This window comes from Terribacillus saccharophilus (assembly GCF_046592595.1).
In the GTDB taxonomy this organism is placed as follows: domain Bacteria; phylum Bacillota; class Bacilli; order Bacillales; family Amphibacillaceae; genus Terribacillus; species Terribacillus saccharophilus_C.
On the sequence record NZ_JAWVPF010000005.1, the window covers coordinates 24,900 to 49,921 of the forward strand.

At 44.4% G+C, this 25,022-nt stretch carries 22 protein-coding genes; 11 read left to right on the forward strand and 11 right to left on the reverse strand.

The genetic code is table 11. The features are described from left to right. Positions 1-59 precede the first annotated feature (59 nt). From SFC25_RS09360 to SFC25_RS09370, 3 genes are all read right to left on the reverse strand, one after another. Positions 60-1,400 carry an Nramp family divalent metal transporter gene (locus SFC25_RS09360; RefSeq protein ID WP_411215012.1) on the reverse strand — a complete coding sequence of 447 codons (1,341 nt, stop codon included), beginning with the start codon at positions 1,398-1,400 and terminating at the stop codon, positions 60-62. 127 nt (positions 1,401-1,527) lie between these two features. Next, on the reverse strand, positions 1,528-1,848 hold the full coding sequence (locus SFC25_RS09365) for a thioredoxin family protein (protein ID WP_411215013.1): 321 nt from the start codon (positions 1,846-1,848) through the stop codon (positions 1,528-1,530). 65 nt (positions 1,849-1,913) lie between these two features. Continuing rightward, the gene (locus SFC25_RS09370; protein WP_411215014.1) at positions 1,914-3,053 is read right to left on the reverse strand and encodes a CapA family protein; all 1,140 of its coding nucleotides are present in this window, start codon (positions 3,051-3,053) and stop codon (positions 1,914-1,916) included. 131 nt (positions 3,054-3,184) lie between these two features. Here SFC25_RS09370 and SFC25_RS09375 point away from each other — a divergent pair, with 131 nt between their 5' ends. After that, positions 3,185-3,649 (forward strand): cupin domain-containing protein, encoded by a 465-nt coding sequence (locus tag SFC25_RS09375; protein WP_411215015.1) that lies wholly within the window; start codon positions 3,185-3,187, stop codon positions 3,647-3,649. On the opposite strand, the gene argS is transcribed toward SFC25_RS09375, so the two are convergent. Beyond that, positions 3,650-5,332 carry an arginine--tRNA ligase gene (gene argS / locus SFC25_RS09380; RefSeq protein WP_411215315.1) on the reverse strand — a complete coding sequence of 561 codons (1,683 nt, stop codon included), beginning with the start codon at positions 5,330-5,332 and terminating at the stop codon, positions 3,650-3,652. Positions 5,333-5,698: 366 nt separating this feature from the next. Here argS and SFC25_RS09385 point away from each other — a divergent pair, with 366 nt between their 5' ends. From SFC25_RS09385 to SFC25_RS09410, 6 genes are all read left to right on the forward strand, one after another. Then, positions 5,699-5,833, forward strand: a complete 135-nt coding sequence (locus SFC25_RS09385; protein ID WP_411215016.1) for a YfhE family protein — start codon at positions 5,699-5,701, stop codon at positions 5,831-5,833. Between the two features lie 108 nt (positions 5,834-5,941). Then, the gene (locus SFC25_RS09390) at positions 5,942-6,640 is read left to right on the forward strand and encodes an ABC transporter ATP-binding protein (protein WP_411215017.1); all 699 of its coding nucleotides are present in this window, start codon (positions 5,942-5,944) and stop codon (positions 6,638-6,640) included. Continuing rightward, complete coding sequence (locus SFC25_RS09395; RefSeq protein ID WP_411215018.1) at positions 6,637-7,953, forward strand: ABC transporter permease; 1,317 nt, start codon at positions 6,637-6,639, stop codon at positions 7,951-7,953. Before SFC25_RS09390 ends, SFC25_RS09395 begins: the two co-directional genes overlap by 4 nt. Positions 7,954-8,023: 70 nt before the next feature. Then, on the forward strand, positions 8,024-9,001 hold the full coding sequence (locus SFC25_RS09400) for a LacI family DNA-binding transcriptional regulator (RefSeq protein ID WP_411215019.1): 978 nt from the start codon (positions 8,024-8,026) through the stop codon (positions 8,999-9,001). Positions 9,002-9,120: 119 nt separating this feature from the next. Continuing rightward, complete coding sequence (locus SFC25_RS09405; RefSeq protein ID WP_411215020.1) at positions 9,121-10,587, forward strand: glycoside hydrolase family 32 protein; 1,467 nt, start codon at positions 9,121-9,123, stop codon at positions 10,585-10,587. Positions 10,588-10,614: 27 nt separating this feature from the next. Continuing rightward, complete coding sequence (locus SFC25_RS09410) at positions 10,615-12,006, forward strand: sucrose-specific PTS transporter subunit IIBC (RefSeq protein ID WP_411215021.1); 1,392 nt, start codon at positions 10,615-10,617, stop codon at positions 12,004-12,006. Between the two features lie 78 nt (positions 12,007-12,084). Here the strand turns inward: SFC25_RS09410 and SFC25_RS09415 are convergent, their stop codons facing one another. The 4 genes from SFC25_RS09415 to SFC25_RS09430 all read right to left on the reverse strand — a co-directional run bounded on the left by SFC25_RS09415 (position 12,085) and on the right by SFC25_RS09430 (position 16,428). Continuing rightward, positions 12,085-12,387 (reverse strand): YkvA family protein, encoded by a 303-nt coding sequence (locus SFC25_RS09415; protein ID WP_411215022.1) that lies wholly within the window; start codon positions 12,385-12,387, stop codon positions 12,085-12,087. Between the two features lie 108 nt (positions 12,388-12,495). Next, on the reverse strand, positions 12,496-14,322 hold the full coding sequence (gene typA, locus SFC25_RS09420; RefSeq protein WP_411215023.1) for a translational GTPase TypA: 1,827 nt from the start codon (positions 14,320-14,322) through the stop codon (positions 12,496-12,498). A gap of 100 nt (positions 14,323-14,422) precedes the next feature. Continuing rightward, positions 14,423-15,739 (reverse strand): sensor histidine kinase, encoded by a 1,317-nt coding sequence (locus SFC25_RS09425; protein WP_411215024.1) that lies wholly within the window; start codon positions 15,737-15,739, stop codon positions 14,423-14,425. Beyond that, complete coding sequence (locus tag SFC25_RS09430; RefSeq protein ID WP_411215025.1) at positions 15,736-16,428, reverse strand: response regulator transcription factor; 693 nt, start codon at positions 16,426-16,428, stop codon at positions 15,736-15,738. Before SFC25_RS09430 ends, SFC25_RS09425 begins: the two co-directional genes overlap by 4 nt. Before the next feature lie 179 nt (positions 16,429-16,607). Here SFC25_RS09430 and SFC25_RS09435 point away from each other — a divergent pair, with 179 nt between their 5' ends. The 3 genes from SFC25_RS09435 to SFC25_RS09445 all read left to right on the forward strand — a co-directional run bounded on the left by SFC25_RS09435 (position 16,608) and on the right by SFC25_RS09445 (position 20,213). Further along, positions 16,608-17,999 carry a S1C family serine protease gene (locus SFC25_RS09435; protein WP_411215026.1) on the forward strand — a complete coding sequence of 464 codons (1,392 nt, stop codon included), beginning with the start codon at positions 16,608-16,610 and terminating at the stop codon, positions 17,997-17,999. A gap of 176 nt (positions 18,000-18,175) precedes the next feature. Continuing rightward, a complete protein-coding gene (locus SFC25_RS09440) occupies positions 18,176-18,622 on the forward strand; it encodes an NUDIX hydrolase (RefSeq protein WP_411215027.1) in 447 nt (148 codons plus the stop codon). Positions 18,623-18,662: 40 nt separating this feature from the next. Then, positions 18,663-20,213, forward strand: a complete 1,551-nt coding sequence (locus SFC25_RS09445; RefSeq protein WP_411215028.1) for a glycosyltransferase — start codon at positions 18,663-18,665, stop codon at positions 20,211-20,213. Here the strand turns inward: SFC25_RS09445 and SFC25_RS09450 are convergent. Both SFC25_RS09450 and SFC25_RS09455 read right to left on the reverse strand, forming a co-directional pair. After that, positions 20,179-20,847 (reverse strand): class I SAM-dependent methyltransferase, encoded by a 669-nt coding sequence (locus SFC25_RS09450; RefSeq protein ID WP_411215029.1) that lies wholly within the window; start codon positions 20,845-20,847, stop codon positions 20,179-20,181. The two genes, SFC25_RS09445 and SFC25_RS09450, sit on opposite strands and share 35 nt — an antisense overlap. A gap of 114 nt (positions 20,848-20,961) precedes the next feature. Continuing rightward, on the reverse strand, positions 20,962-21,675 hold the full coding sequence (locus tag SFC25_RS09455; RefSeq protein WP_411215030.1) for a TraR/DksA C4-type zinc finger protein: 714 nt from the start codon (positions 21,673-21,675) through the stop codon (positions 20,962-20,964). A 107-nt stretch (positions 21,676-21,782) separates the two neighbouring features. Here SFC25_RS09455 and SFC25_RS09460 point away from each other — a divergent pair, with 107 nt between their 5' ends. Beyond that, positions 21,783-22,448 (forward strand): Type 1 glutamine amidotransferase-like domain-containing protein, encoded by a 666-nt coding sequence (locus SFC25_RS09460; protein ID WP_411215031.1) that lies wholly within the window; start codon positions 21,783-21,785, stop codon positions 22,446-22,448. Between the two features lie 18 nt (positions 22,449-22,466). On the opposite strand, the gene SFC25_RS09465 is transcribed toward SFC25_RS09460, so the two are convergent. Next, entirely contained in the window at positions 22,467-24,683 is a 2,217-nt protein-coding gene (locus SFC25_RS09465) for a ribonucleoside-diphosphate reductase subunit alpha (protein ID WP_411215032.1), read from the reverse strand. Positions 24,684-25,022: the final 339 nt, after the last annotated feature.

Here is a 25,022-nt window from a genome sequence, read left to right on the forward strand (position 1 = left end):
CCCTGTACATTGGATTGGCTAAACTTTGGCAAATAAAAAAAGCCGGCTGAAAACCGGCTTTATAAAGCATGTCCTGTCACGATCATATATCCGAGCATAAATGCGTTCAACGATACAATCAAACCTGTCGCTGTCCACGCAAGGACTTTGACATGGGGCTTATTTACAAATGACCCCATCTTTTTCTTGCTGCTTGTAAAGAGCACTAACGGAATAACAGCAAAGGATAGCTGCAGGCTAAGAATGACCTGACTCCAAACAAGCAAATCTCCTGTGCTTGAAGGACCGTAGATTCCGACGACTATCAGTGCAGGAATGATAGCGATGATTCTTGTCACAAGCCTTCTGACCCAAGGTTTTACCCGGAACTGTATGAATCCCTCCATGACGATCTGTCCAGTCAAAGTTCCTGTGATAGTCGAAGACTGACCAGATAGAAGCAGCGCAAAGCCGAACAAAAAGCTGGCAGCTCCAGCGCCAATAGCAGGACTTAACAGCTTGTATGCATCCTCAATTCCTTCCACATGCTGTCCGATCGTATGGAACGCAGCTGCACCTAGGATTAATATCGCCGAATTGACGAAGAAAGCAATACCGAGCGAGAAGGTCGAATCTATATACGAGAATTTCACTGCTTCCTTCTTTCCTTTTTCTGTATCCTGATAATTCCTTGTTTGTACAATGGAAGAATGCAGATACAAATTATGCGGCATAACAGTTGCACCTAATATACCAAGTGCCAAAAACAAAATCGATGGGTTGGTCACGATCTCCGGTGATGGTATATAGCCTTTCAATGCTTCATATAGAGCAGGATGCGAGAAGATCATTTCGAAAAGGAAACAGCCAGCTATAGTGACCATCAGGACGGTAATGATCGCTTCCATCCAGCGAAATCCTTTTTTCTGCAATAAAAGCAGCAGCAATACATCCAACGCTGTAATGATGATACCCACCATAATTGGTATGTGAAATAGTAAATTCAGCGCAATGGCAGAACCCAGGACTTCAGCCAGATCCGTTGCTATGATGGCAAGCTCTGTCAGCAGCCACAGCACAACGACCACTTTCGGATGGAATGCATCCCTTGTTGCCTGCGCTAAATCACGGCCGGTTGCGATTCCAAGCTTGGCAGCCAGCCCCTGCATGAGCATGGCGATCAGGTTGGAAAGCAGAACGACGGCAAGCAGCATATAGCCAAAGGAGGAACCTGCTGAAATGGAAGTTTCCCAGTTGCCCGGATCAATGAAACCGACTGCCACAAGTACACCAGGTCCCATAAATGCGAATAGCTTTTTGAAGAAATTCCCGTTCTCCGGAATAGCTACACTATGGTTCGACTCTTCCAGACTTGCATCACCCGCTCTGCTAAGCCAGCCCTTATCTCGTTCTTTTCCCATTAAAATCGCTTCTTTCTTGTTATTATTAGCGCAAGTTTACCAAAGGAAACATTTTTAGTCAAAGAAAAAATACTGCTAGTAAAAAAGCTTCCCTGCTATACAGGAAAGCTTTTCGGTTTACTGCTGCTTATCCAAGCTGCTGTTGGAGGAACGCAATAACCTCTTCAGGAGATTTCGCGTTTGCACTATGCAAGTGCGCCAGCTTTTCACCATTTTGGAAAATAAGGATACTTGGTATTCCCATTACATTCTGCTCAGCTGCAACATCAGGTACTTCATCATTATTCAGTTCATACCATTTATAATTGCCATATTCCGCAAGCACTTGATCGATAAACATATTCATACGCGTGCAGTCCGGACACCAGTCCGCAAAGAACTTAACGATGATCGGCTCTTCACTCACGATAACTTCATTGAACTTTTCTTTTGTATTGATTTGTTCCATTGTTTGTTTCCCCCTTCTGCTTTTCCTTCTAAAGATACGGTACACCTAAGTTGGAAATCAAGCAGTTAGCTTGATGCATCCGTTTCAATGAAGGAAAGATCTGATGCATGCTCCGCCATATGCTTTTTCTTCGCTTCATAAGCATCTTTCATTTCCGGCAGTTCGTACATCGGCTGAATTCGGTAATGCTGCCAATCTGTAAATGATAAGTACGTTAGCAGTATTTTAGGATCCTTCGCAGTTACCTTCATACCATCTTTCTCGATATCGAATTGAAAAACTGCACCTATACGCCGATCTGTTTCCTCCTGAGCGGCGATGAAATTTCCTAGTGAATAAATGACAAGCGTTTTATTTCCCTCTTTTCCTGTCAGCCATTCGACAGGCTGCAATACATGCGGGTGACAACCTAAAACTGCTGTCGCTCCCTGGTCAGCAACGAACTGGGCAAGGTCCTTCTGCTCCGCGTTCGGATCATCTTCATATTCGACGCCAAAATGTAAATTAACAATCACAGCATCTGCCTGCCGTTTTGCTCTGCTGATGTCATCTTTTATCTTCTGTTTATCAATCAGATTGACCAGATAGCCTTTTCCTTTGGGTGCTGTAATGCCGTTGGTTCCGTACGTATAGCTTAGAAATGCGACAGAAATACCTTCTGGTGTTTTTTCTACCGTTAGCTTTTCGCTATCTTCCTCGCTTGCATACGCCCCAGTATATGCCATCCCAATTTCCTCGTACTGAGCAGTCGCATGCTTCACTCCTGCTTCTCCCTTGTCCAAGGTATGGTTATTAGCCATCGTGACTACATCGACTCCCACATCCTTTAAGGTGTCGCCAATTTCATCTGGACTGTTGAAGTTGGGATAAGTGGATACGCCTAGTTCTTCCCCGCCCATAATGGATTCCTGGTTGGCAACAGTGAGTGTCGTACTTCCTAAATAGGCTTTCACATCTTGGAACATTGGATCAAAATCATAGCCTGTTTTTGTCTTTGCATCATAATAAATGGAGCTGTGCAAGAGTACATCCCCGATAGCTGTAACGGAAATCGACTGACGAGCGGGCATCTCCTTTGGTTGCAGCTCCACTATGTTTTGCTGCACTGCCTGTACTGTTTCTGTTTGCTGTTCAGGAACTCCTCCACTGCACGCCGTAAGAAGAACAAGACCTGACAATGCGACAAAAAATGCTTTTATTTTCATGCGTAACCGCCTGTCTGTGCGTATTTATCCGTATTATAAACGGAGACTGGCATGAAAAATAGCGTTTTTTTCATAAAAAGGAATACAATTCACGAATAGTCGGGTAAATGCTAAATAAAAGGAGGCACATTATGCAAAAATTCCACTTCCAGGACGACGGCATTTATCCAAATAACAAACTGCCTGTTCTTTATTACAAAAAAGCTTTCGACCAAACTGATACGATGCTAGAGGTATTCCATGCTAATAGTTGGCGCAATAGCTGGGTCAATGGGATCTTTCCATATCATCACTATCACAGTACAGCCCATGAAGTGCTCGGCGTTTTACAAGGACATGCGACTGTTCAGTTAGGCGGACCTGATGGAGTACAACTGAACATCTCTCGTGGAGATGTCATCGTGCTGCCTGCTGGTACAGCCCACAAACGGATGCAGCAATCTGATGATTTCGAGGTGCTAGGTGCCTATCCGGATGGCATGTCCTTTGATACAAAAACGGATAAGCCAGGGGAGTACGAACAAGCACTACAGCAAATTCCGAATGTTCCGATACCAAAGCAAGATCCTGTTACCGGAGATTCGATCTGGCACTAATCACATTTGTCTCGGTGCGCGTATTCCCAACAGTCGAAGACCCTCTTCCAGTACGGATGCAACAGCCTCGACAATCGATAATCGCGCACCTAGCTTCCCGTCCTCTTCCAGAATACGCACTTTTCCATAAAAGCTGTTGAATGCTTGGGCAAGATCAATCACGTATTTGGCGATTCTAGAAGGATCGTAGTGGCTTGCTGCATTCTCGACTGCGTCTGGGAATTGCAGCAGCAGGGAGAGGATCGGCCAGGCAGCAGCAGCTGTCTCTTCATCGATTTCCGGACTGCTATGGGTTTTTTCTCCCTTGGCCAACAGGGTACAAGCTCTAGCATGCGTATATTGCACATACGGTCCTGTTTCCCCCTCGACACGAAGCATATCCTCCAACGAAAACTCAATATCATGGATGCGTTCATGCTTTAAGTCGTGGAAAAGTACAGCACCGACACCAACCTGTCTCGCCACTTCTTCCTTATCTGCCAAATTCGGATTTTTCTCTGAGATGTTGTCAGTTGCCAGGTGGATTGCCTGTTCCAATACTCTATCCAGCAGTACGAGCTTCCCTTTTCTCGTCGACATTTTCTTGCCATCCTGAAGTACCATACCGAATGGGATATGGATGATACCATCCGACCACGCATAGCCCATCTTGTTCAATACAAGTTTCAACTGCTGAAAATGCAAGCTTTGTTCATGTCCGACAACATACAGGCTTTTAGAAAATTGATATGTTTCCTTACGATAAATTGCCGCGGCAAGGTCACGCGTTGCATAAAGGGTAGCGCCATCCTTCTTCTTAATCAGACTAGGCGGCAGATCAAATTCATCCAATCTGACTACCTGTGCCCCTTCCGACAGACTGAGTAGGTCTTTTTGTTCCAATTCCTTTACAACGCGTTCCATTTTATCGTTGTAGAAAGCTTCTCCTGCATCCGAATCAAAGTGTACACCCATCAGCTCGTAAACACGCCCAAACTCCTCCATTGATACGTCACGGAACCAGCGCCAGAGCTTATTTGCATATTCATCTCCTTGCTCTAATTTTCGGAACCAGTTTCTGCCTTCCTGCTCCAGCTGTCCATCCTTTGCTGCTTCTTCGTGGAAGCGGACATAAAGCTTCAAAAGTTCCGGGATCGTGTTGGCACGCACCTTCTCTTCGTCACCCCATTTTTCATAAGCGCAAATAAGTTTGCCGAATTGCGTGCCCCAGTCTCCGACATGATTTATCCTTACAACATGATAGCCTTGTTTTTCCAGCAAAAGACTGATGCTGTTTCCGATGACGGTTGAGCGCAGATGCCCCATTGAGAAAGGCTTTGCAATATTAGGAGAAGATAGATCGATCGTCACTGTCTGCCCTTGTCCGCTAGCCGTACTTCCATATGCTGCACGCTGCTGATGAATATCCGCTAGCACGCTGGTTCCAGCAAGTTTCTTATGTAGCGTGAAATTCACATAGCCTCCCACTGCCGTGATAGCAGAAAATGCCTCATGCGATAAATCTCCTGCTAGTTCTGCCGCAATAGTCTGTGGTGACTGCCTCTTTTCCTTCGCCAACGCAAAGCAAGGAAAAGCATAGTCTCCGTGCTGCAGCTGTTTTGGTCTCTCGATTTGCTTCATCGTTTCTTCAGCCGATTTATTCAACGCTTTTGCTACCAGTTCTGCTGCAATAAATTTATACATCTCCATATCCTCCTTCAAATATAAAAAAACCGCCTCTTCCACTTGGAAGAGACGGTTTAATCCGCGGTGCCACTCTACTTGTCCTGATCGGACCTGCTCAATTGGATAACGGGAATGATGTTTCCCGGCAGCCCCTACTTCGCGTTCGTTCAGGGCCGCAGCCAAGAAAGTCCGGTTCCTGCTGCTTTCCACATCCCGCTTCCACCGTCCGGGACTCGCTTTTGTTTCCAGCTGCAGTACTCTCTTTCTTATCAGCTTACATTTATTGTCCTTTATTATAGCGGTTCTTTTGGAAGATGCAAGCCCTGTTTAGATTATACAGGCCATGGGCACACTTTTGATAACCTGTAAAAAGGAGATGATCGCATGGCTAAGCAACAAGGTAACTATCAGCCTGTACGCATGAACGGTGTCAGTTTGTCTGATGCCCGAGAAGTGACTTTCCGCAAAGAGTTCAAACGCGCTGATATCGCCGGCGGTTTCCGCCAGAAGAAGAAATAAATAAATACTGAGATTCTGCTGTCTTATCGGACAGCAGAATTTTTTTTGTATACTTTTTCCCCTTGCTAACGTCGTTATTAATAGCAGACAAAACAAGGGGAGAAAAAAATGATATCAATCAAACAAGTATCTCATCACTATACGATGGGAAAGAAAGCGAAGGAAACGATAGTGCCCGTTTTGCATGGAATTGACTTGCATGTAGAAAAAGGAGAAATTGTCAGCCTTGTCGGCAAAAGCGGTTCGGGCAAGTCGACTTTATTGCATATTATCGGCGGCTTTATTCAGCCAACCAGCGGCCAAGTGGAGATTAATGGAACACCGATCACCGGCTGGGGCGAAGGTCAGTTAGCAGATTTCCGTTTGCAGCATATCGGATACATCTTTCAGAACTTCCAGCTGATACCGAGTATGACTGCCGCCCAAAATATTGAACTGCCGCTCATTTTGAACGGAACACCAAAACAAAAGCGCAAACAAAGAGTAGAGAACATATTACGGCAAGTCGAGCTGGAAGCATTCCCAGATCACTATCCTTCCGAGTTATCAGGGGGGCAGCAGCAGCGCGTAGCAATTGCCAGAGCACTTATACTGGATCCGCCATTGATTTTAGCAGATGAGCCAACTGGAAGCTTGGATAGCGATACCGAGGCAGAACTACTATCCCTCATTCGCAAACTGAATAAACAAAACGGCATCACATTCCTTATCATCACACATGATCAAGAAGTTGCAGCAATGGCAGACCGGCAGCTGGAAATCAGAGACGGTCAAATGCTGAAAGTGAAAGGTGTGATGCCGGTATGACATTCAAAGATAAATGGCGTTTTGTCCAGCAGAATATGAAAAAGAACAAAGTTCGTGTGTTCATGACAATCCTTGCAGCAGCGATGGGAAGCTGTTTCCTGATTGTCCTGGCATCTGTCGGGTTTGGTCTGCATGATTCCTTAATCAAGGACGAGCTTGAAAGCAGGGCTGTTACAAAGATTGATATTTACGGTACAGGTGATGCCGAGCAAACAGGCTTTACGGACGATAATATCACCGAATTGAAACAAATGGCTGATGTTAAAGCAGTGAGACAAATGCAAAGCTTAGGCGAAATTAATTTCCACCTGGATGATTATACGAATGAGCTGCCAAATGCTATTGCTGTGGATTTTGAAAATGAAAAGCAAGCAGGTATCGAGCTTGGCAGCGGAAGAATGCCAGAAGCAGAAAATGAAATAGTTGTCAGCAGTGACTTTGCAGCACTTTTAACCAAAGATGATGTAGATGAGAATGAAAAGTATGCGGACGACGGGACGGTCAAGACAGAATACCAATACCCCGATGATATCCTGAATAAAGAAATCGAGCTGGAGGCATCTACTTTTCCGGAGGATGGGGGCGAACCTCGTACAGCAACGGAAAAAGTCAAGATTGTCGGAATTGAAGCAGCACCGGCAAACGAATACATCTATATGAATTCTGTTAAAACGACCCCCGAACTGAAGAGAAAGCTGGATGAAGCAATGGATGCTACTACAAGCTATACAGAGCAAGGAGATCCTTTATACGATCAAGTTGAAGTGTATGCGACTACAGCTGCTGCAGTGGATGGTATTCTATCCTCCCTGGAGGAGAAGGGTTATGATGCATACTCGAATCTTGAGGAGCTAAAAAGTATCAATATCTTATTCAATGTTGTGAAAGCGGGACTCATCATCGTGGGCACGATTGCTGTCTTAATCGCCTCCATCGGGATTTATAACACAATGACGATGGCAGTAACGGAGCGAGCTCCTGATATCGGCATCATGAAAGCAATTGGAGCAAATCCAAAGACAATCAAACAAATCTTTCTTATGGAAAGTACTTTTATCGGACTAGCTGGTGCACTGATTGGTACAGCTGTCGCTTACTTGATCAGCTTCCTTGTGAATGCCGGTGTTCCAATGATATTGGAGCAGATATTTGAAGAGGAAATCCCTGCTACATTGCAGCTTTCTTCTATTCCGCTTCTATTAGCTGCCATCAGCATCACCATCTGTCTGATCGTTACAATCCTATCCGGATCAAGACCAGCAAAACAGGCAACGAATGTGGATGTACTGCGGGCATTGAGGCGGGAAATCTAGTCTCTATGACAAGTCCGTCATTCTCATAGTATACTGAGGAAAATCAATACTTTTTGAAAGGAAATAAGAGATGAAAACTATAGCGGATATTGCAGATCTGGCTGGAGTTTCAAAAAGTACGGTATCTCGCTATTTGAATGGCGGTTCTGTCAGTGCAACAACGAAGAAAAGGCTGGAACGTATAATAAACGAACAAAAGTATGTACCAAATACATTTGCCCAAAGTCTGAAGGCTAAAAAAACTGCTATGGTCGGTATCATCGTGCCGCGTCTGGATTCCTTTGCATCCTCTCACACGATGATGGGAATTGATGATTCCTTACGCAGGCAGGGCTATCAACTCCTGATTGCAAATGCTAACCAGGAGGTCAGCCGGGAAATCGAAGCGATTCATAACTTTGCCAGACAGAAGGTCGCAGGTATCATCCTCATGTCCACACAAGTGACAGCGGAGCACTTGCTTGCGATAAAAGAAGCAAGTTTACCAATTCTTCTAGTAGGTCAGCAGCACCCTTCTCTTCCCAGCTTGATACATGACGATTATGAAGCAGGAAGGATGATGGGTGAATTTGTTGTAAAGCAAGGGCATCGCGAAATAATTTACCTAGGCGTTACGGAGCGTGATATTGCAGTGGGCATTGAACGGAAACGTGGTTTCCGCGAGGCACTGGAACGTCATGACTGCCAAGCTGATTATCTGGAAACCAGCTTTCGGATGCAGGATGCGATGAAGATGGCCCAAAGCTTTCTTTCCAAAACGAAAGCTACAGTGATTGTCGGAGCAACCGATAATATAGCCTTGGGTATAATCAAAGCAGCTCATCAACTAAATCTTCGAATTCCTGTCGATATATCAATTGCCGGATTTGGAGGGTATGATACAGCAGAGATTGTTACACCGGCTTTGACTACGGTTAAATACGATTACCTAGACGCTGGGAAAAAAGCAGGTGAAAAAATTGTACAGCTTGTCGAGGATGAATACTGCGAGAACCTCACTACCTACCCTGTGCAATTAAAAACCCGTGAAAGCGTTGACATAATATAAAACACAGTATATGCTATAACCAAAGAAACCGGTTCCACTGCTAGTGGAATTGAATCTTTGGTTTTTTTTCACTTGTTTTGGAACCGGTTCCGTAATTATTTGCAGAAAGTAGGGATAGGGTGACGAAACCAGATAAATACCGCCTATTATCGGATGCTGCACCTGACGAATTAGAAAAACTGGCAAGTCGGGTCAATTCTTCCCCATGGAGACAGCACTATCATATTCAGCCTAATACCGGATTATTGAACGATCCAAATGGATTTGTCTATTACAATGGACAGTACCACCTCTTTTACCAGTGGCATCCATTTGGTCCCATTCACGGAATGAAGTATTGGTATCATGTGACATCGGCTGATTTAGTTCATTGGACAGATATGGGGATTGGGATAGAACCTGGGGGTGAGTATGATTCTCACGGTGCTTACTCAGGCAGTGCTGTAGTTGACAATGGAAGCCTCTACCTCTTTTACACCGGGAACACACGGGATGAAGACTGGAGGAGACATCCCTATCAATGTCTTGCAGTGATGAATCAAAAAGGACAAATTGCTAAACACGAATCCCCAATTATTGATGCTCCCCCTTCAGGCTACACTGCCCATTTCCGCGATCCAAAAGTGTGGAAAGCAGCTGACCGCTATTATGCCGTTTTAGGTGCACAGCGTCTGAATAAGACAGGATGTGTGCTGATTTATAAATCAGATGATTTGCATACTTGGTCATTCATCGGGGAGCTGGAAACCTCTCTTGCAGACTTTGGATATATGTGGGAATGCCCGGATTATTTCGAGTTAGGAGAAAAAGGTGTCCTTCTCTTTTGCCCACAGGGATTACCGGCAGAAAAAGATCGTTTTGAGAATATCCATCAAGCTGGCTTTTTGATAGGGAATCCCATAAACCCAGAAGAACCTAACTTTCAGCATGGCAGTTTCATGGAACTGGATCGGGGATTCGATTTCTATGCTGCGCAAACTACTCTTTCACCAGATGGTACGCGCATTCTCATTGGATGGATGGGACTTCCCGATACTGAATATCCAACAGACACACATGGCTGGGCGCATTGCCTTACTCTTCCGAGAGAACTTCGCATCAATGACGGCACACTTCTGCAGCAGCCTGTCAAAGAAGTGGAACTGCTTCGAAAAGAGAAATATACTGCTTCCCATTCCGTACACAATACTAAAATCCAGCTCGAAGAAATAAATGGATCTTCTTATGAATTGATTTGCGATCTGATAATGGATGGTGCTTCAAAAGCTGGAATTTCTTTTCGAAATGGAGATACGGAAGAAACACTTCTTTATTATGACGCCGTTTCTAAGTATCTTGTCTTAGACCGTACACGTTCAGGTGCAGCGATGAAAAATGACAATGGAAGCATTCGTCGTTATGCATTGGATGCAGCAAAGATAACCCTCAGATTATTTGTCGATCAATCATCTGTCGAGATCTTCATCAATGACGGTGAAGCCGTCATGACAGCAAGGATTTTCCCAGCAAAGGATAGTAATGGTGTTGCCTTCTTTACTGAAGGAGGAAATGCAACATTTAACGCAATGCAGTGGTTGTATAGCTAGATCTAAATCCTGAAAGGGTGATATATAATGACAGAAAACAGGAAGATTGCCGAAGAAGTCATCGATGCCATCGGAGGAGAAGGGAATATCTCTTCTTTGGCACATTGTGCAACCCGCCTTCGGATCGTCGTACATGATAAGGAAAAGATTGATAAGGATAAAGTCGAAAATATCGATAAGGTAAAAGGTGCATTTTTTAACTCTGGGCAATACCAAATCATTTTTGGAACCGGAACCGTGAACAAAATCTATGATGAGCTCCAAGCAATTGGTATTGACGGTGCTTCTGTACAGGAAGTAAAGCAAGCTGGTAAAAAGGAAGGTTCTGCTTTCCAACGTGCAATCAGGACTTTCGGGGATGTCTTCGTACCGATTATTCCAGTCCTCGTCGCAACCGGTTTATTCATGGGACTACGTGGTCTGCTGACACAGGACCAAATTCTCAATCTATTCGGCTTGGTTCCAGCAGATATTCCCGCGAACTTCCTCTTATTTACGGAAGTTCTAACTGATACTGCATTTGCCTTTCTCCCCGCACTCGTCGCTTGGTCATCTTTTAAAGTATTCGGAGGAAGTCCTGTTTTAGGTATTGTATTAGGTTTGATGCTAGTCAATCCTGCTTTGCCCAATGCATATGAAGTAGCCAATGGATCCGCAGAAGCAATCACCCTATTTGGCTTTATACCGGTGGTAGGTTACCAAGGATCTGTACTGCCAGCTTTCTTCATTGGACTGATCGGTGCGAAATTAGAAAGAGCATTACGCCGGCGTATAACGGAAGCGCTTGATTTGATTCTTACTCCCTTCCTTACTTTGACTCTCATGATCACACTAGGACTGTTTGCAATTGGACCAATCTTCCATTCCCTAGAGGATCTTGTCTTAAGTGGCACATTGGCTGTACTGGATTTACCATTCGGGATTGCTGGGTTATTGATTGGTTCTCTCAATCAGCTTGTTGTGGTAACGGGTGTGCATCATATTTTCAACTTTCTGGAGATACAACTGCTGGAGAATCGCGGAATGAATCCTTTTAATGCAATCATTACATGCGGTATGGCTGCACAAGGTGCTGCATGTCTGGCAGTTGGTTTAAAGACAAAGGACGCCAAATTGAAAGCGTTAGCATTGCCGTCTTCTTTCTCCGCATTTCTTGGTATATCGGAACCCGCTATCTTTGGTGTCAATTTAAGATTCATAAAGCCTTTTATCATGGGATTGATTGGCGGAGGTGTAGGAGGTTTCCTTGCTTCCCTACTCGATTTAGCCGGTACAGGAATGAGTATCACTGTCATACCAGGCACCCTGCTCTATCTGAATAGTCAGCTTCCTTTTTATATCCTGATAAACTTGGTTGCTATGGCAGTAGCATTCACACTAACTTGGATGTTCGGTTATAAAGATCAGAGGAAATTGTAAACCGAGTTATCCTTTTTCTATGACACGTGCCGTCCCTGTACGGGGTAAATAAAAAAAAGCGCCCAACTGGGCGCTTTATTATATATTTATAACCTTATTGTCGTTTCGGTCAGCATCATACTTGTCTTTCAAATGCGCTGGCGCCATTTTAATGATGAGCTGCAGGATAAATGTTGCTACTGCAAGGTCATCCACAATACCAATACCGATGAGAAAATCGGGTATCAAGTCGAATGGGAAGACAAAGTACAGGACAATCAATGCAACGGCTGTTACTTTCTTGGCTGTCGCCACCTCTTTAGCTGTGAAGAAAGCTTTCAGAAATGGAATCGATTTGCGGAAATTGAACAGAAAACGGAGCCTGCTCCATAGTCTGGTCATATCATCCTTCCTTTCTGCCCCAAATAGAGCTATTCCCATTTTAAGGGATAAAAGACTTTTTCACAACTTATAAGTAAAAAGCCCAGCAATTTATGCTGGGCTTCTTTTTTATGCTTTTTTCTTTTTCGTTGCTTTTTCACGTTCGTTTTTGTTAAGGATTTTTTTACGAAGACGGATGGATTCCGGTGTTACTTCGCAATACTCATCATCATTCAAGTACTCGATCGCTTCTTCAAGAGACAAGTCACGCGTTTTACGGATTGTGGACGTTTGGTCCTTGTTTGCTGAACGTACGTTAGTCAGGTGTTTTTCCACAGTGATGTTAACTGTAAGGTCGTTATCACGGCTGTGCTCCCCAACGATCATACCTGCATACACATCTGTACCAGGAGCTACGAAGATAATACCGCGGTCCTCAAGCTTCATGATACCGTAAGTGGATGCTTTACCTTGTTCAAGGGCAACAAGTACACCTTTCGCTCTTCCGCCAACCTGACCAGCAATGACAGGCTCATATCCATCAAATGTGTGGTTCAGGATACCGAATCCGCGTGTTTGGGACATGAACTCTGTAGAGTACCCGATCAAACCACGGGAAGGTACACGGAACTCAAGGCGGACTTGACCGTTACCTTGGTTGATCATGTCGACCATTTCCCCTTTACGGGAACCTAAGGATTCCATAACTGCTCCTGTGTATTCTTCCGGTACGTCTGCTTGTACGCGCTCTACCGGTTCACACATTTTACCGTCGATTTCCTTAAGGATTACCTGCGGTTTGGACAATTGAAGCTCATACCCTTCACGGCGCATGTTCTCAATCAGGATGGAAAGGTGAAGCTCTCCACGTCCGGATACAGTCCAAGCATCAGGAGAATCAGTTGGGTCTACACGAAGACTTACATCTGTCTCAAGCTGGTTAAGCAAACGTTCTTCGATTTTACGGGAAGTGATGTATTTACCTTCTTTACCCGCAAACGGACTGTTGTTTACAAGGAATGTCATCTGCAGTGTTGGTTCATCGATACGAGGAACAGGCAATGCTTCCTGTTTGTCCACTGAGCAGACAGTTTCCCCAACGTTGATATCTTCAAGACCAGCAACGGCAACGATGTCACCAGCTTTTGCTTCTGTAATTTCAATTCGTTTCAAACCAATGAAACCGAATAGTTTTGTAATACGGAAGTTCTTCACAGAACCGTCTTTCTTCATCAGGGCAACCTGATCACCGACTTTAACGGAACCACGGAAGATACGACCAACACCAATACGGCCAAGGAAGTCGTTGTAATCCAAGATAGTAACCTGGAATTGCAAGCCTTCATCAGAGTTATCAACTGGAGCTGGAATATTGTCCATGATTGTTTTGAAAATAGCATCCATGGATTCCACTTGTCCGTCTGGCTCTTCACCAGAAGTACCGTTCAATGCTGATGCATAAACAACTGGGAATTCAAGCTGGTCATCATCTGCACCAAGCTCGATGAATAGATCAAGAACTTCATCGATAACGTGCTCAGGACGTGCACTCGGTTTGTCGATTTTGTTCACGACTACAACCGGAGTAAGCTTTTGCTCCAAAGCTTTTTTCAATACGAAACGAGTCTGAGGCATTGCGCCTTCGTAAGCATCCACAACAAGCAAAACGCCGTCTACCATTTTCAGTACGCGTTCTACCTCACCGCCGAAATCGGCGTGTCCTGGTGTATCTAATATGTTAATACGAGTATCGTTATAATTAATCGCAGTGTTTTTCGCTAAGATTGTGATACCGCGCTCTTTTTCCAAGTCGTTGGAATCCATTGCGCGCTCATCCACGTGCTCATTATCACGGAAAGTACCAGAATATTTCAGCAACTGGTCAACCAAAGTCGTTTTCCCGTGGTCAACGTGGGCAATAATCGCGATATTGCGAATATCTTCTCTTAATTGCATGTATACATGTCTCCTCTTCTTCATGTAATCCTATCCGACTACAACCTGTTAATTATACCACAGTTCATGCGCGGCACAATAGCATAGGCAAACATTAACATTATAATATTATTGTAAAGCTTGCGCCGCCTAAGTCAGACTTACCTGCCCGTATGATACCATTATGCCGTTCAACGATCGCACGGGAGATCGCAAGTCCAAGTCCGGTTTCCCCGCCTTCGCCTTTAACAAAACGCTGGAACATATTCGGCAGCAAGTCCTCTGAAATGCCCGGTCCATCATCGTTTATAGTGATTTCCACTTGCCTGATACTGCTTGGCTGGACAGAGATATGCACCTGAGTGCCAGCATGGCGAATTGCATTGGACGTTATATTCATCATTGCCCGAAGCAGTTTCTCTTTATCCCCATTAATTACAATTGCAGGCAGTTTATTGTAGGTAAGTTGAATATTCCTGTCGCTTGCAATCGGCAGGGCACGGTCTATCGTCAAATTGACCAGCTCTTTTATTTCTATTTGCTCTTCTTTATAAATACCTTCCTCGCTGTCGAGCTTAGCAAGAAGGATCATCTCATTGATCAGCTGTTTTAAACGCTTGATCTCGGAAACAACGACCTCAAGGCCATGTTCCTGATCCTTGCCTGTGAAGACGCCATCTTTAATACCTTCCGCATAGCCTTGGATCGTCATAAGCGGTGTTTTCAGCTCATGGCTGGCATTTTGGAAGAATTGACGCTGAGAGGTAATATAACGATTCAATTCTTTAGCCATCTCAATCGCGCTTTGCTCTACTTCTTTGATTTCACCACTTGCTTTTACCGATTTAATATTATCGAATTCTCGTCGTTGTATTTTCTTCAGCTGGTACTTCAACTCTGTCAAAGGTTTTACAAGTCGCTGTGTCAGGTAAGTGCTGATCAGAATAGCTATCATGACGCCGATTAGAAATACAAGGAAAATACGCTGGAAAAAGCTTTCCTGCACTTCTTCTAACTCGCGAATCGGACGGAGGATGACCATATTCTGATTTTCACCAGTTGCTATGGATTTGACTACATAACTGTTTCGATTCTCCTGCCAGATGGTATTGTTTTTAGTTGGAGCAGTATCATATTTTTCAGCAAATCTTTCCGCGTCTAACCGAACAAGGTTGGTATAGGTAACTTCCTCTGCTTCTTCATCATAGAGGAACATTTTGAGATCTAGATTATTAAGCATATTGTCCAGTGATTTAGCAGGAATTGAATCTACACCACTGATTGCTGTGAGTAGAATTTGACCACTTTCCTCTAATTGCCGTGTCTCATTGGTAACAAGCAAACCCTTCAGCTGCGAATACAATGTAATAGCTGTGAATCCCATCACAATAATAAGCAAAGTCGTAAACGCAATGTTCAGCTGTGTTTTCAGTCTCATGCTTCGCTCATTCTGAACCGGTATCCAAAGCCCCAAACCGTTTCAATCGGAATGCCATCCATTTTCTTGCGAAGTCGTTTGACTAAGTCATCTACGGCACGATCACTGCCAAAGTAATCTTCTCCCCAAACTTGTGTAAGCAATTCATCGCGCGAAAAGGCACGGTTTGGATTTTGCACGAGAATGACGAGCATTTCGAATTCTTTCGCTGTCACTTCTACTTCTGCTTCATGCCAGTAAACACGCCGTTCTCCTAATTGCAGCTGCAAGTCCCCTGCTTGGAGATCCATTTGTTTAGCCGGCTGTGGTTCCTGGTTTGTGTGGGGGTTCCATCTCTTAAACAAACGCTTCACGCGTGCAACCAATTCCCTCGGGCTGAAAGGTTTGGTCAGATAATCATCTCCGCCAAGCTCCAAGCCGAGTATTCTGTCGATTTCTTCATCCTTTGCCGAGATGATGATGATTGGCACCTCACTTGTTTGACGGATTTTGTTGCAAAGTGCGTATCCATCCATTCCTGGAAGCATGATATCCATGATCCACATGTCGGGCGTTTCTTTATCTGCAATCTCAAGCGCAAGCTCAGCTGTTTCCGCCACGCTGATCTGATAGCCCTCCTTTTTCAGATAAGCTTCTACTATATTTCTTATATTTTGATCGTCTTCGACGACGATTATATGATGTGACATTTGATCGTACTCCTTTCCTCTCTACGGTTATTTTCCCACAAAATCGCAAAAAGAAAAGACTTTCCTGCTATTTGTCCATTCCACATATTTTACATAATTGCTCCGAAAAGATGCCAAATCCAGACAGTAGAATGTGTAGTATAGAACGACGAACACACAACACGAAAGAGGTGCCTTACATGAACAGAGACAATGACAAACCATACAATGAGTATCCAGATGATCAGCAGCACTCTTCTTCCAATGAACAGGAAAACTCCTACCAGGATGATACGAATAAACTTTCCGGGACTGAAGAAGAATCTCCGAAATACAGCCAAGCGATTCAAGTAGATGAACCAATCAATCAGCCGCAGCAGCCGAAACAAAAAGGCAAGGTATGGACAAGCTTCGTCAGCGGAATAGCAGGCGGGGTTTTAGTTCTTGCGATTGTTGCAGTGCTTGTATTCACAAATGTCTTATCTTTTGGTTCCAATGCAGCAAGCCCTGCAACTATGGGAACGAACAATACATCAACAACAAAATCCAGTAACCAGGCATTAGCAACACAAACAAGTACAGAAAACCTGACCAATGCTATACAGGACGCTTCAGCGGCTGTAGTAGGAGTGGAAAATCTGCAGCAGGCTGATTTATTCTCCGAATCCGAGGAAGCTGGCTCTGGATCAGGTGTCATCTATAAAAAAGAAGATGGAAAAGCATACGTTGTGACCAACCATCATGTTGTCGATGGAGCATCCAGCTTGGAAGTTACACTTTCCAATGGACAAAAGGAAAAAGCAACCTTGTTAGGATCTGATGAAATAAGTGACTTAGCCGTATTGGAAATCGATGGAACAAATGTGGATCAAGTAGCAACATTCGGTACATCGGATGACTTGACAGTCGGACAGCAAGCGATTGCGATCGGTAACCCATTAGGAGCTGAATTCGCTGGTTCTGTTACGCAAGGTATCATCAGCGGATTGGATCGTTCCGTGGCGGTAGATTCCAATAACGATGGTACAGAAGATTGGGTAACAGAAGTATTACAAACAGATGCAGCTATTAACCCTGGTAACAGCGGTGGTGCCTTGATAAATGCAAACGGTGAAATCATCGGTATCAACTCTATGAAGATTGCCCAAGAAGAAGTTGAAGGTATTGGTTTTGCCATTCCGATTGATGCAGCTAAGCCAATCATCAATCAACTAGAATCCACAGGCAAAGTAGAACGTCCTTACATCGGTATCGGTGCAGTCAGCTTGGATCAAGTACCGCAAGTAAACGCGCAAGAAACATTGAACCTCCCTGAAGACGTGACACAAGGTGTTGTGCTTGCTCAGGTAGTGGAAGGTTCTCCTGCAGCAGATGCTGGATTACAGCAATACGATGTTGTTACTAAAATCGATGACCAGGACATTACCAGCATGGTCGACTTGCGCTCTTATCTTTATTCCGATAAAAATATCGGCGATGAAGTAACCGTTACGTATTACCGTGATGGGAACAAGAATACAACAAAGCTTACTTTAGCGAAGGAACAAACAACACAGTCCGATCAATCCACACAGCAACAACAACAACAATAAGCGTTGCTTATTGATCAGATAGATGGCGGCCGCACCCTTAACAAAAAAACATGATATCCCCAAAATGTCATTTTAGCGGCCGGCTGCGCTCCCCCCAGAGCTTATCAAAAAAAACGATTACCCAACTGCATGGGTAATCGCTTTTTTTATATAATCATATATGGAGGTGGAGTAATTTGGTCGAAAAAGTCTTGGCTTATATCCTATCCAGCCGTAACAGCACCTATCAAATGCTTGTCCACGAACACAAGGATATCCCTGAAGCAGGGCTGCAAATCCCAGGAGGCACAGTCGATCAAGGAGAAGACTTGGCAGCTGCCTTGCACCGGGAAATCCTAGAAGAGTCTGGATTGCTTGATTTGCCTTCTGGTGAATTAGTTGCCAGTGCCCCATTTCTCCATCCTGACAAACAAGAGCACCAGCTTCGGCATTTCTATTTGATTCAAACAAGGCAGCAGCTTCCTGATACATGGGAGCATCAAGTCTTTGGAAGTGGCGCCGATAACGGATTGGTTTTCCGTTATAAATGGTACGATATCACTTCCATCCCGCCATTGGCCGCTTCACAAGATCAATTCCTGCATCTAATCAGAAAAATAATACAGGCACATTCATGCTCTTAGAAAATACATTATAAACAGAATACATAAAGGAGCATGGTGCATGTATAAGGTACTGATTGGCACAACAGTAAAACAGGAACCCGACATATTAGCTGCCTATTTGGATTCGCTTGACAGTTTGCAAATAAAGGATTTGTATGTTTCGTACTGTTTCATCGATGATAATGACGATGCAAAATCGAGCACCATATTATCTGCATTTGCTGCTGAAAATGATGCGGTCATTCTGCCATCGGAAAGTGCAGTTACTTACCAGAAAGATGACCATACTCACTATTGGACGGAAGCGCTCATTTGGAAAGTGGCAGCGTTGAAAAATAAGCTTATTTCCTATGCAATCGAACAAGAAATGGATTATATCTTTTTTGTCGATTCCGACATCATTCTCCATCCCGCAACATTGGAACAATTGCTAGCAAGCCAAAGAGACATCATCTCCTGCGTTTTCTGGACACAATGGCAGCCCGGCACGCCAGCTCTGCCCCAAGTGTGGCTGAAAGATGAATATGATCAATTCATTCACCACAGGGGGGAGACGCTGACAGATACAGAACGTACAGCACGCCACAACGCATTTCTGGAACAAATGAGAAAACCAGGTATATATGAAGTAGGCGGATTAGGTGCCTGTACACTGATCAGCCGGGAAGCGTTACTTAAGGGCGTCCATTTCGGGGAAATACCTAACCTCTCCTTTTGGGGAGAAGATCGCCACTTTTGTGTACGTGCTGCAGCACTCGGCATCCCCCTATTTGTTGATACACATCATCCAGCCTTCCACCTTTACCGTAAGACAGATCTGGCAAAGCTTCCCGCATATAGATGGGAGAATAACTGGCCAGGTTATGTCATTCGTACCACGAAGGAAACCGGCAATACCCTGACACTATCCATGATTGTGAAAAACGAATCCGGACGCTTTTTGGAGCGTTCGCTTAGATCTTCTCTTCCCGCCGTAGATCAAGCTGTCATCATCGATGATCATAGTACAGATAATACTGCAGACATATGCCGGATTCTGTGTAAGGAATATGATGTACCTCTGAAATTAATTGAAAACCCGAAATCCGGATTCAACAATGAAGTGGAGCTGCGAAAGCAACAGTGGCAGGAAACAATTGCAACAGGAGCCGATTGGATTCTGAATCTAGATGCGGACGAAGTACTTGATAGTCTTTTTCTCACAGAAAAAGACCAGCTGCTGAACCAAGCCGGCCTAGATCTTTATTCGTTTCGTCTATTCGATTTTTGGGATGAAAATCATTACCGGGAAGATCAGTACTGGCAAGCACATTTCTTTTACCGCCCATTCCTCCTGCGTTATCAGCCTGCTTTTCCGTATGAATGGCGGGAAACACCGGTTCATTGCGGCCGCTTCCCAGAGAATATTTTTCAGCTGCCCAATGATATCAGCACCATCCGCATCAAGCACTATGGCTGGGCCAGAGCGGAGGACCGTATCCGTAAATACGAACGCTATCGCCTGCAGGATCCAGAAGCCGAATACGGCCAAAAGGGGCAATATGAAAGTATTTTGGATTTAAATCCAAAGCTGGTCAAGTGGAAGGAGGTTTCTTCTTCCGAAAGATAGCTCGGTAACAATATAGTCTTCCCCATCGATCATTGAATAGCGCCTCTGCAGGCATTTCCGTTTCAACAGGTCCGGCATATTCAAAACCACCCAATTCTGCCAACGTTTCAAGAATGCCTATATCAACTGTTGGATAGTCGAATGTCATGATAACATAACCGTCTGGTTTCAAGACCCGGCTGAATTGTTCCCATGCGCGTTTTTGCACGCTGACATCCAGGTGCTCCATCACCGAGATACAGAAGATTTTATCAAAAAAATCATCTTCATATGGCAGCGATGTCAGGTTAGCTTCGGCACGTTGGATACTACGGAGCAAGTCTTTCGGTAAACGCGCCGTTTCCTCCGGGCCAAAATCCTTGGCCACATCCTCCAGAATCGCCTGATCATCTGTGATCCTGCTATCTATATCACATGCATAGACTGTTTTAGCTGAAGCTGCCAAATGAAATTTGAACGGATGACTGATTCCGGATGCGGCATCCAAAACAACATCGTCTTCTTCCACAAAAGATGCTGCCCATCCATATTCATAACTGCGGCTCCACCAAGCATCCGGTAATTTCAGCACTAAATCGCGCTCCTTACGATCATCATGCTTGAAAAATCTCGAAGTCCATGCTTCTGTCAACATGCTTCAACCCCTTTTTTAGAATACGTAGCGTGTAGTAAAACGTATTCGGCTGGATAAGCGTGTATGCCAGTTTCTCTGTATAGCAAAAGAGCCGGGCAAATGCGCCCGGCTCTTTCACTCATCATAGAGAATGGATTTGACGTCTGCATCCTCCAGATACTCCTCATACTTTTCATGGTCTTCATTCACACCATCAAACTTACCGTTTATATCAGCAAGAAGGAAATTCTCGATATCTTGCGCTCCGCCTGTCTCTTCATCGGAATTTACCGCCATATAATCATAATCCTTTTCTGTGTTGACAAAATCGGAAGGCGTTTCGGATGATCCATACGCTTGCAGATCCTGCAGGGTGTCTTCTCCATCATAAAAAGTATGCTCCGTGTCCTCATCATCGTCTTTACCTTCCAAATCTTCAAGTCGAGGATGGATGACAGCTTCCTCAGCTGGGCGGTCATGCAATGTCATTCGCTGCGGCTTGAACTCGACAAGCGTTTCAGCTGTCGGCATCGCCAGCAGACGTTCTTCCGGAATAGGCTTTCCTGACTTCATACAAATTCCGAAGGTACCGTCTTCTATTCGTTTCAAAGCTGCCTGGACATCCTTCATCTCCTGCTCCAGATGATCATTCAGCGCAATATCTTTCTCACGTTCATATAACTCTGTCGCTGTATCTCCAGGATGGTTATCATAGTTGCTCAATTCGCCCATAGCATCCTTTGTATAGGACATTTCGACACCAAAGTGGTCCTTCAGCGCCTGTTTCAATTCCTGCAAACGATTCTCCAGCATTTCCTTACAGGCATTCAATGTCTCTTGTCTGACCAATGCAATTTCCTCCTGTTCATTTCCTGCTGTCAGTAGTATGTGACAGAAAACGCATCTCTATTAAGACGGTACATATTGTATAATCAGGAAAAATGGAGGCGACGCCTATGCAAACACGGAAACTATATCTGCTTGGAGGAAATACATCACAGGAAGAAGCGAATATCCACTTTGCCAAAGCAGCAGGCGGAAAAAACGCCCGTATCGCATTACTGATTGTATATCGGGAAGGCTGGGAAGCATTTCTGCCACGTTACACAAGCCATTGGATTTCTCAAGGAGTGCAGCAGAACAATATTTCGGTCATCGTACCGAATGAAAATAACGAATTGGATACAGCAAAAGCGGTAGATATTGTCTCAAATGCCTCAGGAATTTTCATCGGCGGCGGTCATTCGGAGACATACTATTCCCTATACACCAAACAGCCATTCAATAAGCTATTACATAAAAAATACGCTGCAGGAACACCACTCGCAGGCAATAGCGCGGGCGCATTGCTTATGCCAGAAACTGTCATGCTGTCGCCGCATGACACAGACAATCAGCAAGCTTGGAGCGGACCGGGTCTTGGCATCCTCCAAAACCAGCTGATCAGCGTCCACTACTCCCAATGGCAGGATGAACCAAATCTAATTTCCGGCTTGCATCATCACAACATCCCATTTGGGTATGGCATAGATGAGGATGCTTGTTTATATTTAGAAAACGAAAAGCCGGCAGCAGTCTTTGGAAGCGAACAAGTCAAACGTATAGAAAAAGGGACCCTGTAAAATAGGGTCCCTTTTGTATTAGTTAGATGTAGAACGCAAATAGTAAGATGTCTTGATACCGGAATCCCAAACAGCAATATGCAAATCAAGCAATTCTTTTGCTTTGATGGAATTCGGAACGTACATATTGAATGAAATCGCCTGATCGATATGCTTTTGTCGTGCTGCATTTTGCTTCACGCTCCACTGCTGATCGATTTCGTAAGCGGATTTGTAGAAACGATCTGTCTCTTCATTCAAATCAGGTGCAGTAACCGGAATCTTGTAATCCTTCTTCTCCTCAGAATAGAACTTACTGAAGATCGGATCTGTTGTAGCCGTGCTGCCTGCAATCAACGCAGTAGAAGAGTTCGGCGCTACCGCCATCAAGTACGCGTTACGCATACCATTCTCTTTTACTTGCTCTTGCAGACCTTTCCAGTCAAGCTCGGAATCGCCAGTTGTATAGCCTTTATTATCGAAGTAGCTTCCATTTGCCCAATCAGAACCTTCGAAAACAGGGTAAACACCTTTTTCCTTCGCAATTTCCATGCTGGATTGAATCGTCAGATAAGCAATTTTCTCATACAGCTCATCTGCATATGCTACTGCTTCATCACTTTCCCAATCAATCTGTTTCAGTGCAAGCAAGTGGTGCCATCCAAACGTGCCGAGTCCAATAGCACGATATTTCTGGTTTGTAATCTGAGCTTGCAAAACAGGAATCGTGTTCAGATCAATAACGTTGTCCAGCATACGAACCTGGATTGGAATCAGGCGCTCCAAAACATCTTCTGTAACTGCCTTCGCCAAAGAAATGGAAGAAAGGTTACATACTACGAAGTCACCTGGTTCTTTCGTAATGATGATTTTACCGTCTTGTGTGACTTGTTCTGTCATGATAGTCGGGCTTTGGTTCTGCATGATTTCCGTACAAAGGTTACTGGAGTAGATCATACCAGCATGCTTGTTGGCATTTTGACGGTTTACTTCATCACGGTAGAACATGAACGGGCCGCCTGTTTCCAACTGGCTGCGCAGGATACGCTTCATCACGTTGATTGCCGGAATCTCTTCTTTATGCAAGTCCGGATGCTCCACACATGCCCAGTACTTCTCACGGAAGGAACCATCGCCTCTTGTCTCGTCATAGAAATCTTCCAAAGAGTAGCCCATTACACGACGAACTTCATGCGGATCGAAAAGATACCAATTGCCGCGTGATTGAACTTGTTCCATGAAGATATCAGGCAGGCAGACGCCTGTGAATAAATCATGCGTACGCTGACGCTCATCACCGTTATTCAGCTTTGCATCAAGGAATGGGAAAATGTCTTTATGCCAGATATCAAGATATGTGGCAATCGCACCTTTACGCTGACCCAGCTGATCGACACTTACCGCAGTGTTGTTAAGCTGTTTCATCCAAGGAAGCACACCAGAGGATGCACCTTCAAAGCCTTTGATCGCACTTCCGCGGCTGCGGATCTTACCTAGATAGACACCGATACCGCCGCCGTTTTTAGACAGGTTGGCGATGTCTGTGTTGCTGTCGAAGATTCCTTGCAGGCTATCGTCGACTGTATCAATGAAGCAGCTGGAAAGCTGACCGTAGCTCTTACCTGAATTGGATAATGTCGGCGTAGCGACTGTCATGTAAAGATTGCTCAATGCCCAGTAAGCTTCCGTTACAAGCTCTTTGCGCGTTTCTTTAGGCTCCTTGCTCATGACTGTCATTGCGATGATCATGAATCTTTCCTGCGGAAGCTCATATGTTCCGCCTTTATGGTCGGTAGCCAGATAGCGGTCAGCCAGTGTACGCAAACCAATATATGTGAACAACCCGTCTTTCTTATAATCGATCAAGCTATGGAAATGATTGATTTCCTCTTCACTGTATGTGTCGAGGAGGAATTTGTTATAGATACCGATCTCAGTCAATTGCTGAATCAAGCTGTAGAATGATCCGTATTTCTCTTCGAAATCGTAACCTCGGTTTTGTGATGCTTGGAAATAAAGCTGTTCAAGATACAAGCTGGCAGCGATGTATGTCCATTGCGGCTCTTCTTCATCCAGCTGTGACAAACCTTCCAATATCAGCTGGTTCAGCCATTCCTTATCTGATGACCAAGCCTTCTGCTCCATCAGGCGCTCACCATATTGAATCAAATGTTTTGCATCAGCTTCGGCAAAGCGTGATTCGAGCACGGCTGCCACATGCTCTTTCCAATTGACTGTTTGTGTCGTATCTAACATGTTGAAACTTCCTCCTCCAAAATACAGGTGTAATTGTAAGTACTTCTTTCCCCTAAACGCACAAAGTGAGCAACTACCAGGAAACTGTCCATTCTGTCTGTCCTACTAGATACAGTAGTAACATAGATCAGAATCGACAAATAAAAAGTGTCTGAGAACACTGTCTATCAGGCAAATGAAGCGATTTCTCCACCTACCTGTCGATACCCGGCTTGCTCGCCTTCGAAACTATATATAGTATTAAATTATGTCTTCACTAACAAGATGTTGTATAAATGACTTTACCATATATCCATTACTCTTTCAATCTCTACTTTACTCTCCGACCGTATTTCACAA

What these genes read in the sequence shown, in the direction of transcription:
- SFC25_RS09360 (WP_411215012.1), bottom strand. Translation starts at nt 1,400, where the DNA reads ATGGGAAAAGAACGAGATAAGGGCTGGCTTAGCAGAGCGGGTGATGCA.
- SFC25_RS09365 (WP_411215013.1), bottom strand. Translation starts at nt 1,848, where the DNA reads ATGGAACAAATCAATACAAAAGAAAAGTTCAATGAAGTTATCGTGAGT.
- SFC25_RS09370 (WP_411215014.1), bottom strand. Translation starts at nt 3,053, where the DNA reads ATGAAAATAAAAGCATTTTTTGTCGCATTGTCAGGTCTTGTTCTTCTT.
- SFC25_RS09375 (WP_411215015.1), top strand. Translation starts at nt 3,185, where the DNA reads ATGCAAAAATTCCACTTCCAGGACGACGGCATTTATCCAAATAACAAA.
- argS (WP_411215315.1), bottom strand. Translation starts at nt 5,332, where the DNA reads ATGTATAAATTTATTGCAGCAGAACTGGTAGCAAAAGCGTTGAATAAA.
- SFC25_RS09385 (WP_411215016.1), top strand. Translation starts at nt 5,699, where the DNA reads ATGGCTAAGCAACAAGGTAACTATCAGCCTGTACGCATGAACGGTGTC.
- SFC25_RS09390 (WP_411215017.1), top strand. Translation starts at nt 5,942, where the DNA reads ATGATATCAATCAAACAAGTATCTCATCACTATACGATGGGAAAGAAA.
- SFC25_RS09395 (WP_411215018.1), top strand. Translation starts at nt 6,637, where the DNA reads ATGACATTCAAAGATAAATGGCGTTTTGTCCAGCAGAATATGAAAAAG.
- SFC25_RS09400 (WP_411215019.1), top strand. Translation starts at nt 8,024, where the DNA reads ATGAAAACTATAGCGGATATTGCAGATCTGGCTGGAGTTTCAAAAAGT.
- SFC25_RS09410 (WP_411215021.1), top strand. Translation starts at nt 10,615, where the DNA reads ATGACAGAAAACAGGAAGATTGCCGAAGAAGTCATCGATGCCATCGGA.
- SFC25_RS09415 (WP_411215022.1), bottom strand. Translation starts at nt 12,387, where the DNA reads ATGACCAGACTATGGAGCAGGCTCCGTTTTCTGTTCAATTTCCGCAAA.
- typA (WP_411215023.1), bottom strand. Translation starts at nt 14,322, where the DNA reads ATGCAATTAAGAGAAGATATTCGCAATATCGCGATTATTGCCCACGTT.
- SFC25_RS09425 (WP_411215024.1), bottom strand. Translation starts at nt 15,739, where the DNA reads ATGAGACTGAAAACACAGCTGAACATTGCGTTTACGACTTTGCTTATT.
- SFC25_RS09430 (WP_411215025.1), bottom strand. Translation starts at nt 16,428, where the DNA reads ATGTCACATCATATAATCGTCGTCGAAGACGATCAAAATATAAGAAAT.
- SFC25_RS09435 (WP_411215026.1), top strand. Translation starts at nt 16,608, where the DNA reads ATGAACAGAGACAATGACAAACCATACAATGAGTATCCAGATGATCAG.
- SFC25_RS09445 (WP_411215028.1), top strand. Translation starts at nt 18,663, where the DNA reads ATGTATAAGGTACTGATTGGCACAACAGTAAAACAGGAACCCGACATA.
- SFC25_RS09450 (WP_411215029.1), bottom strand. Translation starts at nt 20,847, where the DNA reads ATGTTGACAGAAGCATGGACTTCGAGATTTTTCAAGCATGATGATCGT.
- SFC25_RS09460 (WP_411215031.1), top strand. Translation starts at nt 21,783, where the DNA reads ATGCAAACACGGAAACTATATCTGCTTGGAGGAAATACATCACAGGAA.
- SFC25_RS09465 (WP_411215032.1), bottom strand. Translation starts at nt 24,683, where the DNA reads ATGTTAGATACGACACAAACAGTCAATTGGAAAGAGCATGTGGCAGCC.